The sequence below is a fragment of the Burkholderia sp. BCC1993 genome, assembly GCF_905339865.1.
Classification (GTDB): Bacteria; Pseudomonadota; Gammaproteobacteria; order Burkholderiales; family Burkholderiaceae; genus Burkholderia.
Genome location: NZ_CAJPGZ010000003.1, coordinates 92,554 through 105,102, shown reverse-complemented (window position 1 = coordinate 105,102; position 12,549 = coordinate 92,554). Strand labels below are relative to the sequence as shown.

Genomic DNA, 12,549 nt, shown 5'->3' with positions numbered 1-12,549 from the left:
TCTACTTGAACGATGCTTTGCGGGCGGCGACGCCGGCGACCGCCGGCATCGCCGCCCGACGGCGGGCCGCGGGCGCGCGCTTCAGCGGAAACTGCAGCAGCTTCGATGCCGGCTGTGCGGCGGCATCGCGCTCGGCACGGTAGCGCCGCCTCACGAGATAGACGGGGCGCTGCTTGGACTCGTGATAGATCCGCCCGAGGTATTCGCCGATCACGCCGATGCCGATCAACTGGATGCCGCCGACGAACAGCACGACGGAAATCAGCGACGGGTAGCCGTGCACCTGATTGCCGTACAGCAGCGTGCGCACCACGATGAAGGCGCCATACGCGAGCGACAGCATCGCGAACGTGAGACCGACATAGGTCCACACGCGCAGCGGCACGGTGCTGAAGCTCGTGATGCCCTCGAGCGCGAAGTTCCAGCGTCGCCATCCGGAGAACTTCGAGCGGCCGCCGCTGCGCGGCGCACGCGTGTATTCGACGATCGTGGTGCGAAAGCCAACCCACGCGAACAGCCCCTTCATGAACCGCCGCCGCTCCGGCAACGCGCGCAGCGCTTCGACGACCTCGCGATCCATCAGGCGGAAATCGCCGACGTTTTCCGGCATGTCCACCTCGGACAGCGCATTGTGTACGCGATAGTAGAGCGCCGCCGCCGCGCGCTGCAGATATGGGTCGCACATCCGGTCGGTGCGTTTCGCGGCGACGACCTCGGCACCGGCGCGCCAGTGTTCGATCATCGCGGGAATCAGTGCGGGAGGGTCCTGCAGGTCGGCGTCGATCAGGATCACCGCGGCGCCGGCGGCCTCGTCGAGGCCCGCGGTAAGCGCCGCTTCCTTGCCGAAGCGGCGCGTGAGATCCACGACGTGTACGCGGGCGTCGCGGGCGGCGATCGCGAGCAGCCGGTCGAGCGTGCGATCGCGGCTGCCGTCGTTGATGCAGACGATCTCGAAGCGGACCCCGGCGACCGACTCGAGAACGGGCAGCGTTTCGGCAAAGAACGCGTCGATCGTTTCCTCTTCGTCATGAAACGGCACGACGAGCGATATCAGCGGTTTCCTGGCGTGCGTGGACATGCTGCGGTCTCCCGAGAGATCCGGCCTGCGCTGCACCGTATGGTTCCGGTTGTCGTCCGCCGAACGGGCCCGGCCCGGTTCGGCGTGAATGCGGTTCCGGGATGCGTGCCCACCGCCGCCCGGACGATACGTGTTGCGTTCATTGTACGCAGGAATCGCCGATTCGTAACACGTATCGGCGGTTTTGCACGGCGGGCGCGCTTGCCGGGCAACGCACCGGCCGCGGCGTGGCCGGCGCATCGCGCGCGGCAGCGCTAGGATGGCGTTTTCACGACCGCGGGAGGGCGCGATGCAGGTTCAGGATCTGGTCGGTGCGCCGCTCGATTTCTGGGTGGCGATGGCGGAAGCACTCGGCGCGCCGCGCGTCGACGCCGCGGGATGCACGGTCCTGCGCGAACCGGGCAGCGCGCCGGTGCCGTACGCGCCGTCGTCGTCGTGGGCGGACGGTGGCCCGCTCGTCGAGCGTTTGCCGTTCGGCGCGTTCGAGCGCGACGGCGGGCACGGTGCGTGGCGCGCGATGCTGCATCGGGCAGTGCCGGCGGCCGGCGAGCGTTGCACGTTCAACCAGTCGGGGCCGACGCTGCTGGTCGCCGCGATGCGCACGCTGGTTGCGTCGACGTTCGGCGACGACGTGCCGGATCTCGACATGGCGAAGCCGCGCTGAGCGCCCGCGCAAGGCGACGACGCGCAGCGGACGACGCGAAGCCGGTTACGCGGCCGACAGGTTGCGCACCGCGATCGAGGCGACGTCGACGCGCTTCGGCAGGATCGCGTCCGCGGCCGCGCGATCGGCGACGCGCTGCAGCACGTCGATGTCCGCGCCGGTGACGCCGCGCTGCGCGAGCGCTGCCCGGCGCGCGATGTCGGCGGCCGCCTCGCGCGGCAGGCGCGTGAGCGACGCATAGACGGTCGCGTAATCGGCCGGATGCGCGAGCGCCCACTGGCCGGCTCGGGTGAGTCGCGCGAGCACGTCCGACAGCGCCGCGCGCTTCGCGCGATCGTCGAGCGTGTCGACCGGCGACGTGAGGAACGCGAGCCCGGAATTGATTCCGCTGCCGTCGCGCACGATGCGCGCACCGCGCCGGACCACGTTGCCGTAATACGGATCGAAGGTCGCCCAGATACCGATCTGCCTGGCCTCGAACGCGGCGAACGCGTCGACCGGCAGCACGAAGCGCACGTCGATGTCGCCGGGCGCGAGGCCGTGTTCGCGCAGCGCGCCGTAGAGCTGGTATTGCGAGATGCTGCCGCGCGCCGACGACACGACGACGGTGCGCCCCTTCAGGTCGGCGACGGTGCGCACCGGCGAATCCGGCTGCACGACGATGCCGAGTGACGTCGGCGAGCCGACGCGCGTGGCCACGATCCGCAGCGCCGGATCGCCGAGCGCGGCCGTCAACACCGGCAGGTCGCCGGCCGGCGCGAGGTCGATCGCACCCGCGCGCTGTGCTTCGAACAGCGGCGCGGCGCCCTGGAAATTCGCCCAGCGAAACCGGTACGGCACGCCGTCGAGCACGCGCGCGGCTTCGGCCAGCGCGCGCAGGCCGCCGGCCTGGTCGCCGAGCACCAGCGTCACGTTGGACAGGTCGGGGCCGGCCGCGCGGACAGGCAGCGCGGCGGCGCCGGCAAGCGGTGCGGCGGCCAGGGCGGCCACGCGCAGCAGTGCGCGGCGGCGGGCCGGGGCGGGGGGCGAAGTCATCGGCGGCAGGTCCTCGGTGATCCGCGCGAGAGGCCGCGCGGCTGCCGGGCAGATTACGGAATCGGTTTCGCGCCGGCAAACATCGAATCGCGAAATGCTTATTCGCGCGTCCGTTATCGGCGGGACAGGCGCTAGCCCGCGGCAGGGACGGCGCGCAGGAACGCGCGTACCGCGGGCGCCTTCTCGAAGCGCCGGTGCGCGAGCGCGAGTTCGGACATGATCGGCTTGCCGGCGATCGGCCGGTAGACGACGCCCGGCAACGACACGCAGTCGGCGAGCGCGTCCGGGATCACGGCGACCCAGCCGTTCACCGATACGCACGCGAGCACCGCGAGCAACCCGCCCGGCCGCGCGGCGATCACCGGCGCGAAGCGGCCGCGGCGTGCGACTTCGAGCGTGCCGCGCTCCTGTTCCGGCACGGCGAAGCGCGCGTCGGCGAGATCGGCGGCTCGCACGGCGGTCATCGCCGCGTAGCGCGAATCGGCCGGCACCGCCGCGACGAAAACGTCGCGCTGCAGCGTGACGATCCGCAGCCCGCCCGGCAGCGGCAACGGCGGCCGCACGTACGCGAGGTCGAGCCGGCCCGCGTCGAGCTGTTTCGCGACGTCGTCCATCGGTACCTCGCGCAGGTTCAGCTCGATGCGCGGATGCGCGGCGCGGAACGCGCCGACCGTGCGCTGCAGCGTGCCCGAATAGACGGCCGACGACACGTAGCCGATCTCGATCCGGCCGAGTTCGCCGCGCTCGGCGAGCGTCGCGAGTTCGCGGCCGCGCTGCAGATGCTCGACCGCCGCGCTCGCCTCGGCGAGAAACGCAACGCCTGCCGCCGTCAGCGAAACCTCCCGGCGCGAGCGCTGGAACAGCCGCACGCCGAGCAGCCGCTCGGCTTCCTGGATCTGCCGCGTGAGCGCGGGCGGCGCCATGTCGAGCGCGTCGGCCGCGCGCGCGAAATGCAGGTGCTGCGCGACGCTCAGGAACGCGCGCACGTGACGGAATTCGAGCGGATTCATGATTGCAATTTTCGTTAATGAAACTGCATCGGTATGTCAATGACGGGTAATACCGGGCAAGCCTAGCATACGGCTCGTTCCTCTCGTTCCGGAGCCGTCGATGTCCCAGTCCTCTCCCGCCCCGCGCGCAGGCGCGCCTGCCGCCGCGCGCACGGGCACCCGCCTGCCGGCCGCCGCGACGCTCGCGGTCGCGTCGGCGACGTGCTCGCTGATCGTGCTCGACACGAACGTCGTCGCCGTGTCGCTGCCGAGCATCGCGCGCAGCTTCCATGCGAGTTTCGCCGAGATCGAATGGGTCGTGAGCGCCTACATGACTGCGTTCGCCGCATGCCTGCTGCCGGCCGGCGGGCTGGCGGACCGCTTCGGGCGCAAACGCATGCTCGGCGCGGGGCTCGCGCTCTTTTCGCTCGCGTCGCTCGGGTGCGGGATCGCGCCGTCGGCCGGCTGGCTGATCGCCGCGCGCGCGGTGAAGGGCGGCGGGGCCGCGCTGTTGCTGACGGCCGCGCTCGCGGTGATCGCGAACCGCTTTCCGGACGGACGCGAACGGGCGCGTGCGTGGGCGATCTGGGGGATGTGCATGGGGATCGCGACGGCCGTCGCGCCGCTGGTCGGCGGCGCGATCACGCAGTGGATCGGCTGGCGTTGGGTGTTCCTGCTGAACCTGCCTGTGTGCGCGCTGCTCGCGGCCGGCGCGCGCGTTGCAATCGACGAGTCGCGCGATCCGCACGCGAAACGGGTGGACGCCGCCGGCAGCCTGCTGTTCGGCGCGGCGCTCGCCGGTGCGATCGCGGCGCTGATCGGCGCGCCGTCGCATGGCTGGCTGTCGGCCGCGACGCTCGGCCGGTTCGCGCTGGCCGCCGCGCTGCTGGCCGCGTTCATCGGCGCGGAGCGCTGGCAGGCGCGGCCCATGATCGATCTGGTGCTGTTCCGCCAGCCGCGCTTCGTCGGCGCCGTGCTCGCGATGTTCGGCTATGCGGCGTGCGCGCAGGTGATGATGACGTTCCTGCCGCTGTACCTGCAGAACGCGTTCGGGATGTCCGCGATCGACGCGGGGCTCGGGATGCTGCCGTTCGCGTTCGCGATGATCGCCGGGCCGTCGCTCGGCGGCATGCTCGCCGCGCGCGTATCGTCCGGTGGCGTGCTGGCGGGCGGGCTCGCCCTGATCGGCGCGGGCAATCTCGCGACTGCGGCGCTGACGGCCGGCGGCGACTACCGGCTCGTCGCGCTCGGCATGTTCGTGACGGGCTGCGGCGCGGGCATCATGAACGGCGACACGCAGAAGGCGATCATGGCGTGCGTGCCGCCGAGCCGCACCGGGATGGCATCGGGCATCAGCACGACCACGCGCTTCTCGGCGATCGTGACGGCCGTCGGCGTGCTCGGCGCGGTGCTGGCCGCCAGCACGCACGCGCACCTCGACCGGCTGCTGTCCGCCGCACCGGGCATGCGCACGTTCGTCGACGCGCCGTTCATGTCGAGCCTGCTGGCCGGCGATCTCGCGCAGGCGCTCGCGCACGTGCCGCCGTCGGCCGCGCGCACGCTTGCCGATGCGGCACCCGCGGCCTTCGCGAGCGGATTCGCCGCGGCGCTGACGGTCAGCGGCGTGCTCGCGCTCGCTGTCGCCGTCGTCGCATACAAGTTGCTTGCGCAACCGATACGCGACGCGTGATGCGTGCGGCGGGCGGTCCATGCCCCGCTCATTGCACGCGACGATACGGAACCGCCAGGCTTGCGCGTTCCGGTTTCACGCAGCGTGTTCAGGATGTCGTCGGCGATCGATTCAGCGCGACTTCGTTCAGCGCGACTTCGTCGCGAGGCGATGGACGCGCGCCGCGCGCGCGACACGCGGCCGTTGCGATGCACCGCAATGCGTCACCTGCCGGCGGCGCGTGCGTCGGGGCGGTTCCGGCGGGGTGTCGGCGATCGGCACATTCGCTTGCGCATCCGCATTCGCGGCAACCGCCGCGACGGCCGGCTGTGCGGCCTCTGCCTCGAGCCAGCCGCGCGTCGCCTCGGCGATCAGCCCGCGCAGCCAGCGCACACCGTCGACGCAGGCGCCCGACTCGTTCCACGTCATCCGGTACACGATCTCGGGCGGCTCGGCCGGCAGCGCCACCGCGCCGAGCGGCAGCAGCTTCGCGTAGTGGCGCGCGAGCCGGTACGTGGTGGTGAGGATCAGGTCGGAGCGCACGAGCGCATGCGCGGCGAGTTCGAAGTGCGGCAGCGTGACGACGATCCGCCGCTGCAGGCCGACGCGTTCGAGCTGCCGGTCGATCGCGCCGGACGCTTCGAGCCACGACGGTGTCGGGCACAGCTGCGCGGCTCGCGCGAATTCGGCGGCCGTCATCGCGCCGCGCCGTGCGAGCGGATGCGTGGCGCGCATCAGGCACACGACGCGATCGTCGAACAGGTCGTCCTGCCGGAACCGCGACAGGCGGGCAGGGCGGTTGTCGATCACGACGTCGAGCTCGCCGTCGGCGAGCGCGCGTTCGTCGTCGTAGCCGTCGCCGAGCGGATGGAACACGAGTTGTGCGTTCGGCGCGCGTTCGCGGAACAACGCGACGAGCTTCGGCACGAACAGCACGTTCAGGTAGTCGGGGCAACCGATCCGGTAGGTGCGCACCGACGTGCGCGCGTCGAAGCTCGGCTGCTGGATGCGGATGAAGTCGATCACGCGCAGCGCGTTGCGCAGCGGCTCGATCAGCCGCGCGCCGAACTCGGTCGGCACCATGCCGTAGCGGCTGCGCACCAGCAGCGGATCGCCGAGCAGCGTGCGCAGGCGCTTGAGCGCGGCGCTCGTCGCCGGCTGCGACATGTTCAGCCGCACGGCCGCGCGCGACACGGTGCGCTCGGTGAGCAGCACGAGCAGGATGCGCATCAGGCGCGCGTCCAGACCGTCGAGCGCACCCGTTGCGTCGGACGCATCGAGGGGCAGGCCGTTCGGCGCCGGTGCGTCCCGCATGTCGCTACGCGTTCCCGCGGCCCGTCATTTGACGAAGGTGCCGGGCCAGCCGACGATCCGCTTCGGGCGCGGCGGCGCATACGTGCGGACCTTCGACGTCTTCAGCTTCAGGCGCACCAGCGATTCCGCGAGCGCGACCGCAGCCGACACGCCGTCGACGACGGGCACGCCCGTGCATTCCTCGATCTGCCGGTCGAGGCCGGCCATCCCGCCGCAGCCGAGGCAGATCACTTCCGCGTGATCGTCCTTCACCGCGCGCGCGGCCTGGTCGACGATCGACTCGATCGCGCGGGCCGGATTCTCCTCGAGCTCGAGCACCGCGAGACCGCTCGCGCGCACCGACGCGCAACGCGCGTCGAGCCCGGCGAGCTTCAGGCGATCCTCGATCAGCGGCACCGTGCGGTCCAGCGTCGTGACGACCGAGTAGCGGTGGCCGAGCAGCATCGCGACGCTCGCGGCAGCTTCCGTGATGTCGACGACCGGCACCGTCAGCAGTTCCTGCAGCCCTTCGCGGCCGTGTTCGCCGTAGCCGGCCTGGATCACCGCGTCGTACGGCTCGTCGTAGCTCAACACGCGGTCCATCACGGCGATCGCCGCGAGGTAGCTCTCGAAGTTGCCTTCGACCGATTCCGCGCCGAAGCGCGGCGTCAGCCCGACGATCTCCGTGCCCGGCGACGCGGCGGCCCGCGCCTGCGCGGCGATGGCATCGGTGATCGACGCGGTCGTGTTGACGTTGACTACCAGGATTCTCATCGGTGCACTCCGTATGCTGCGTTCAGTGTCGGGCGCAGGCGACCGCGATGGGCTCGCCCGAGCGCTCGTCGTATTGCCGTTTGCGATCGGCCGTCAGCCAGTACACGCTGCCCGCGATGGCCGCGCCGAGCAGCCAGGAGAACGGCGTCATCGCGCTGAAGGCCGGCACGACGGCGAGCGTGATCGAGATCAGCGCGGACGGCACGAGCGCCGCGAGCGCCTTGCGGTTCACGCCGCCCGTGTAGAAATACGCGCCGCTCGGCGCTTCGGTATAAAGGTCCGGCACGTTCACGCGCTGCTTGCGCACGAGCCAGTAATCGACCGTGATGATCCCGTACAGCGGGCCGAGCAGCGCGCCGAGGCCGGACAGGAAGTAGACGATCACGATCGGGCTGTTGTACAGGTTCCACGGCAGGATCAGCACCGCGACCGTCGCGCTGATGAGGCCCGCGCGGCGGAACGTCAGGCGGTGGGGCGCGAGGCTCGTCAGCACGAAGGCCGGCGCGACGAAGTTCGCCATGATGTTCACCGCGACCGTCACGATCAGGAACGCGAGGCAGCCGAGCACGAGGAACAGCTTGTTCGGCACCGTCGCGATGATTTCCGTCGGGCTGTGGATGATCTGGCCGTTCAGCTTGAACTGCGCGCCCGCGAGCACGAAGCTGATCGTCGCGAACACCAGGATGTTCACCGGCAGGCCCCAGAAGTTGCCGACCCGTACCGTCTTCGCACTCGGCGACGCGCGCGCGAAATCGCAGAAGTTGAGCACCAGCGTGCCGTAGATCGCGAGCCACAGCGCGCCGCCCGCGAACACTTCGGTCCACATCTTCAGGCCGGTCATCGGCTTGCCGATCGACATCGCGAGATGGCCGCCGGTGCGGCTGAACATCCACGCGGCGAGCGACAGCGTCGTGACGAGGATGATCGGGCCGGCGAGCCCTTCGTACTTGCGGACCATCTCCATCCCGTAGGTGAGGATGCCGATCTGCACCAGCCAGATCGCGACGAACGTGACCCAGCCGAGCGTCGAAAGCCCGAAGATCGCGTTCTGGTCGAACGCGGCGAGGCCCGGCCAGATCGCGGTGAGCAGCACGCGCAGCACGACGGACGCGAGATAGGTCTGGATCCCGAACCATGCGATCGCGATCACCGCGCGGATCATCGCGGGCAACAGCGCGCCGTAGATGCCGAAGCTCATCCGGCTGATCACCGGGAACGGCACGCCGGTCTTCTGGCCCATGTAGCCGGTGAGGTTCATGAAGCCGTACACCAGCACCGCGCCGATCGCGAGCGACGCGAGCATTTGCCAGCCCGACAGGCCGAGCGCGAACAGGCCGATCGCGAACGAGTAGTTCGCGATGTTGTGCACGTCGTTGGTCCACAGCGCGAAGATGCTGTAGCGGCCCCAGGTGCGACCCTCCGCCTTGGTCGGCGCGAGGTCGGGGTTGTGCAGCCGGGGGCTCAGCGCGGGGTCGCGCGTGGCGGTGCCGGTTCGATTCGATGCGTCGTGCGCGCCGAGCACGATGCCCGCGCGGTGGGTGGCTTCCAGTTGCACGCGTTGTCTCCTTCCATGTGCGGGGCGCGAACCGGCAGCGTGTGCACGCAGCGCGGGCCCGGCCGCCGTGGACGTTATGTCTCGGATTTGTTCGCGAGTATGGGTGGCCGTCGCGGCGATGGGAAATTAAATATTCGGCTGGGGGGCATTTGAAAAATGAATGGGGCTGGGTCGCCCGCGGGGGCGATGGAGGAGATGGACGGCACGCGCATTGCTCGCCACAGGTCTCCATCCAGTCGACATCAGCGGAGGTGTCATGCAGCGATATTCCATTCGTCACGTATCGCGGGTCGTCTTCGCCGGCATCCTGATTGCCGGCCTGGCGGTGGGTGCGGGTTGCCAGAAGAAGAGCGAGAGCGACACCGGTACCAGCGGGAGTTCAACGGGCGCCACCAGCAGCATGGCGCCGGCGCCGTCCACTGCGCCGTCGGGCACGCCGGGCAGCGGCGCGGCCGGCAGCGGCATGACCGGCGGCCCGGCGAGCATGCCGGGCGCCGCTTCCGCGCCCGCGGGCGCAAGCGGCGGCTGACCGTCGGCGCGGGCGGCATGTGCGGGCGCGCGTCGCCCGTGCGCCGCCGGGACGGCTGTCGGCGCGGCACGCGTGTCGCAGGGCACGCGTGGGCGACGCCGCGCGCGTGAAAGATTTGCAACGACCGTTGTAGCGATTCCCGGACCGGCGCCGGCTGCATCCCGCCGGCGCACGCCGTCCGGAACAGGAGGTGCGATGCACAACGCGGAATCGAACCCAACCCCGAAACAGCAGCGCGAACAGATCGCGAAGAGCCCGGTGAAGACGCCGGCGGCCGGCGACATGCCCGATGCTGCGACCCAGGCCGCCGAGGTCGCCGAGGCCGCGAAGCGGCCGCTGACGCCCGAGGCCATCGCGGCGAAGACGCCGACCGGCCTGCCGCCGATCGACGTCGGCGCGTATGCGGTCGACAGCGGCGACCCGGTGCGTCGCGCCAGCGGCAGGATCGTGACGCTCGACAACGCGAACATGGCGATGACCGACGACACGGTCGACGTCGACGGCAAGGGCATGGAGGCGCGCAGCGGCGCGACCGAGTGGCACGACAACGTGATCTATTCGAATGCGTCGCTCGACGACGCGGTCGAGACGCCCGACGAAGGGCTCGGCGGCATCGAGAGCCGGCCGGGCGGCAACGTGCCGCAGATTGGGACGCGGCCGGGCTGGCGCGTCCGGCATATCGGCGATGTCGATGTCGAGCACGGCGACGGCACGCGGGTCGAGCACGTGATCCGTCTCGAGCGGACCGGCTGACGACGTATCGAGGGTTGCCGGGCGGACCGCCGGCCAGCGGTCCGCCGAAGCTGTTATCCGTTATTGCGGGCCGAGTTCCTGCGCGGACGTGTCCGCATCGTTGCCCTGCGCGACGAGCACGTGAATGTCGTTCGGCGTCACGTCGCCGATGCCGCCCGCCGGAATCGTCACCAGCAGCCAGTCGGCGTTGTTGTTGATCGCGACCGGCGCGGTCTTCAGGATCGGCGCCTTGCTGCCGGCCGTCGTGACGATCACCTGGTAGGTTCCGCCGTTCAGGTAGATGGAATCCTGTGTGGATGCCGGCACGGCGTTCTGATACGCGGCGCCCGCCAGCGTCGGGCTTTGCGTGTTGATGTCGGTGCCCGGAGGCACGACGTACACGTCGACGTTCTGCGTGTTCGGCGACGCGTTGAAGCTGCGCACGCGCGCCTTGTCGGACAGCAGCTTCTTGTCGAACGGATCGTCGATCAGCGAAATCGCCGATGAGGTGCTCGGCAACGCGATGGTCGTGTAGTGGTGACCGTTCGCCGCGCCGAACGACTGTGACGCGACGGTCGTGGTCGTTCCCGATACGTCGTAGCTGGCGGTCTGCGTGCCCGAATCGATGTCGTGATAACGGGTCACGCCCTTGTACGCGACACCCGGCGCATCCAGCTTCGCATTCAGGTAGTAGTCGAGGTTCGGGCCGGCCGGCACCGCGTTGATGAAGCGCGCCTGCGGCTTCGAGATGCCGAGCACGGTGCCGACGTCGTTGCTGTCTCCGCCGCATGCCGTGAGCACGGAAATGACCGAGCACAGGGCCACTATCGTTCGTATGGATTTCATGTCGTCCTCTCGTTCAGGGGGAACCTGCTTGCGATGCGGGATCGCCGTGCGAGGACTCGCGCGGTGCGCAGCGCCGGGTTGAAGGAAGGGTTGCCGTCCGCCGAAGCGGCGGCTCGATGACGCAAGTGATGTGCCTGCGGGGCGTGGTGCGCGGCGGCGCCCGTGTGGCGGCGTGGGCGTCGGCACATCTGGCGCGCAGTGGGTCATGCGTGTCGCGTGTCGCACGCGATTGCGCGAGGCGGGTGTAATGCTTGTAAAAGGGCCGCGCGGTGAAAGAGGCGGCGATGGGTGCGGATACGGCGTTTCAAACGCGTTTCAAGCGGAAATCACGGTGCGCCGTGCCAACGTGCGTTAGCGGAGCACGAGGACGACGCGTTTCGAGACACGCCGATAGATGGTTGCGCACACATCGATATGCTCAGCGCCGCGTGACGGTGCGGTTCCGTGCTGCATCGCTCTGCGTGCGGCATGCGTTACTGGTTCAACAACGGTTCTCGAGCGTCGGGCGGATACGCGAGTTCGTATGCACACCGGACTTCGTGTGCACACCGACCTCCATGCAAGCGGCGACGCTGGATCGCCCCTGATACGCCATTTCCTTTTCGTGTACCGGCCCGCGCAGACCGCGGCTGAAAAGGTCGATGCTTCTCCGGACATCTACGCGCCATGCGACCGGAGGCAGCCGACGTGGCGAGCCGGGCGGGGCGCTGGCAGGAACCGGCCGCCAGCGCGCACGAGCCGGTGCGCCGACCGCACCGATGTACCGCCGCGACGGCCCGACGCCGTCTGGTAGCCGGAAAAAAGCGACGCATCAGTCAACAAGGCGCGCGCACGGCCTGTAATTCTTGCCGACCACTGGTCATCGTTTAACCATTCGAAACAATGTGTTCACTGAAAAGGGCATGATCTCCGGCGATCGGGCAGGCATACTGTCGTCTATGTTGCTCAATGCCGTCGAATCGACGCGCGCTTGCCCCCCATGTCCATTCCTCTATCTTTTCGATCCCTGCGAGGGTTGACCATCGCGGCCGTTGCATGCTTGCTCGCCGCATGTTCGACCGCTTCCGACGTGACCACGACGTCGAATCCGAACGTCTTCACCGTGACGACGCGCACGCTCGGCGTGGCGACGACGTGGGCCGACGCCCATGCAAAAGCTGTCGACGAAGCGACCAACTACTGCACGCAGCGCGGCATGCGCGCGAGCCTGAAGCAGGAGTCGGTGACCGGCGGCCGCCGCGTCGATGCGCGCTCGGAACTCGCGTTCGAGTGCCATCCGACCTTCGAGACCGCGTCGAACCCGCGCGGTTAAGCGCCGCGCTGCCCGCGCGGCCGTAACCTCCGCTCTGCTCCGGATGTGAACCGACCCGCGATGCCGTTGACGG

General features: G+C 69.8%; 12 protein-coding genes. 5 read left to right on the top strand and 7 right to left on the bottom strand.

Annotated features, from left to right (window positions below; genetic code table 11):
- Window position 1: 1 nt before the first annotated feature.
- On the bottom strand, window positions 2–1,078 hold the full coding sequence (locus tag U4Y91_RS05535; protein ID WP_321803942.1) for a glycosyltransferase family 2 protein: 1,077 nt from the start codon (window positions 1,076–1,078) through the stop codon (window positions 2–4).
- 289 nt (window positions 1,079–1,367) lie between these two features.
- Here U4Y91_RS05535 and U4Y91_RS05530 point away from each other — a divergent pair, with 289 nt between their 5' ends.
- Window positions 1,368–1,742, top strand: coding sequence for a phage protein NinX family protein (locus tag U4Y91_RS05530; protein WP_321803940.1), 375 nt, complete (start codon window positions 1,368–1,370; stop codon window positions 1,740–1,742).
- 45 nt (window positions 1,743–1,787) lie between these two features.
- Here U4Y91_RS05530 and U4Y91_RS05525 read toward each other — a convergent pair whose 3' ends face one another.
- Together U4Y91_RS05525 and U4Y91_RS05520 are read right to left on the bottom strand one after the other, a co-directional pair.
- Window positions 1,788–2,777, bottom strand: coding sequence for an ABC transporter substrate-binding protein (locus U4Y91_RS05525; protein WP_321803939.1), 990 nt, complete (start codon window positions 2,775–2,777; stop codon window positions 1,788–1,790).
- A gap of 131 nt (window positions 2,778–2,908) precedes the next feature.
- The gene (locus U4Y91_RS05520) at window positions 2,909–3,787 is read right to left on the bottom strand and encodes a LysR family transcriptional regulator (RefSeq protein ID WP_321803938.1); all 879 of its coding nucleotides are present in this window, start codon (window positions 3,785–3,787) and stop codon (window positions 2,909–2,911) included.
- A gap of 100 nt (window positions 3,788–3,887) precedes the next feature.
- Between U4Y91_RS05520 and U4Y91_RS05515 the strand changes: the two genes are divergently transcribed.
- The gene (locus U4Y91_RS05515; RefSeq protein WP_321803936.1) at window positions 3,888–5,456 is read left to right on the top strand and encodes an MFS transporter; all 1,569 of its coding nucleotides are present in this window, start codon (window positions 3,888–3,890) and stop codon (window positions 5,454–5,456) included.
- 126 nt (window positions 5,457–5,582) lie between these two features.
- Here the strand turns inward: U4Y91_RS05515 and U4Y91_RS05510 are convergent, their stop codons facing one another.
- The 3 genes from U4Y91_RS05510 to U4Y91_RS05500 are packed head-to-tail and all read right to left on the bottom strand — an operon-like array spanning window position 5,583 to window position 9,057.
- Window positions 5,583–6,749 (bottom strand): LysR family transcriptional regulator, encoded by a 1,167-nt coding sequence (locus tag U4Y91_RS05510; protein ID WP_321803935.1) that lies wholly within the window; start codon window positions 6,747–6,749, stop codon window positions 5,583–5,585.
- Window positions 6,750–6,773: 24 nt separating this feature from the next.
- Window positions 6,774–7,502, bottom strand: a complete 729-nt coding sequence (locus U4Y91_RS05505) for an aspartate/glutamate racemase family protein (RefSeq protein ID WP_257774949.1) — start codon at window positions 7,500–7,502, stop codon at window positions 6,774–6,776.
- A 22-nt stretch (window positions 7,503–7,524) separates the two neighbouring features.
- A complete protein-coding gene (locus U4Y91_RS05500; protein WP_321803933.1) occupies window positions 7,525–9,057 on the bottom strand; it encodes an NCS1 family nucleobase:cation symporter-1 in 1,533 nt (510 codons plus the stop codon).
- Window positions 9,058–9,313: 256 nt separating this feature from the next.
- On the opposite strand from U4Y91_RS05500, the gene U4Y91_RS05495 reads away from it, so the two are divergent.
- Window positions 9,314–9,586 (top strand): hypothetical protein, encoded by a 273-nt coding sequence (locus U4Y91_RS05495; RefSeq protein ID WP_321803931.1) that lies wholly within the window; start codon window positions 9,314–9,316, stop codon window positions 9,584–9,586.
- A gap of 195 nt (window positions 9,587–9,781) precedes the next feature.
- Window positions 9,782–10,339, top strand: a complete 558-nt coding sequence (locus U4Y91_RS05490) for a DUF3005 domain-containing protein (protein ID WP_321803929.1) — start codon at window positions 9,782–9,784, stop codon at window positions 10,337–10,339.
- Between the two features lie 60 nt (window positions 10,340–10,399).
- Here U4Y91_RS05490 and U4Y91_RS05485 read toward each other — a convergent pair whose 3' ends face one another.
- The gene (locus tag U4Y91_RS05485) at window positions 10,400–11,164 is read right to left on the bottom strand and encodes a DUF4397 domain-containing protein (protein ID WP_321803927.1); all 765 of its coding nucleotides are present in this window, start codon (window positions 11,162–11,164) and stop codon (window positions 10,400–10,402) included.
- A 979-nt stretch (window positions 11,165–12,143) separates the two neighbouring features.
- Between U4Y91_RS05485 and U4Y91_RS05480 the strand changes: the two genes are divergently transcribed.
- Window positions 12,144–12,476 carry a hypothetical protein gene (locus U4Y91_RS05480; RefSeq protein ID WP_321803925.1) on the top strand — a complete coding sequence of 111 codons (333 nt, stop codon included), beginning with the start codon at window positions 12,144–12,146 and terminating at the stop codon, window positions 12,474–12,476.
- Window positions 12,477–12,549: the final 73 nt, after the last annotated feature.

What these genes read in the sequence shown, in the direction of transcription:
- U4Y91_RS05535 (WP_321803942.1), bottom strand. Translation starts at nt 1,078, where the DNA reads ATGTCCACGCACGCCAGGAAACCGCTGATATCGCTCGTCGTGCCGTTT.
- U4Y91_RS05530 (WP_321803940.1), top strand. Translation starts at nt 1,368, where the DNA reads ATGCAGGTTCAGGATCTGGTCGGTGCGCCGCTCGATTTCTGGGTGGCG.
- U4Y91_RS05525 (WP_321803939.1), bottom strand. Translation starts at nt 2,777, where the DNA reads ATGACTTCGCCCCCCGCCCCGGCCCGCCGCCGCGCACTGCTGCGCGTG.
- U4Y91_RS05520 (WP_321803938.1), bottom strand. Translation starts at nt 3,787, where the DNA reads ATGAATCCGCTCGAATTCCGTCACGTGCGCGCGTTCCTGAGCGTCGCG.
- U4Y91_RS05515 (WP_321803936.1), top strand. Translation starts at nt 3,888, where the DNA reads ATGTCCCAGTCCTCTCCCGCCCCGCGCGCAGGCGCGCCTGCCGCCGCG.
- U4Y91_RS05510 (WP_321803935.1), bottom strand. Translation starts at nt 6,749, where the DNA reads ATGCGGGACGCACCGGCGCCGAACGGCCTGCCCCTCGATGCGTCCGAC.
- U4Y91_RS05505 (WP_257774949.1), bottom strand. Translation starts at nt 7,502, where the DNA reads ATGAGAATCCTGGTAGTCAACGTCAACACGACCGCGTCGATCACCGAT.
- U4Y91_RS05495 (WP_321803931.1), top strand. Translation starts at nt 9,314, where the DNA reads ATGCAGCGATATTCCATTCGTCACGTATCGCGGGTCGTCTTCGCCGGC.
- U4Y91_RS05490 (WP_321803929.1), top strand. Translation starts at nt 9,782, where the DNA reads ATGCACAACGCGGAATCGAACCCAACCCCGAAACAGCAGCGCGAACAG.
- U4Y91_RS05485 (WP_321803927.1), bottom strand. Translation starts at nt 11,164, where the DNA reads ATGAAATCCATACGAACGATAGTGGCCCTGTGCTCGGTCATTTCCGTG.
- U4Y91_RS05480 (WP_321803925.1), top strand. Translation starts at nt 12,144, where the DNA reads ATGTCCATTCCTCTATCTTTTCGATCCCTGCGAGGGTTGACCATCGCG.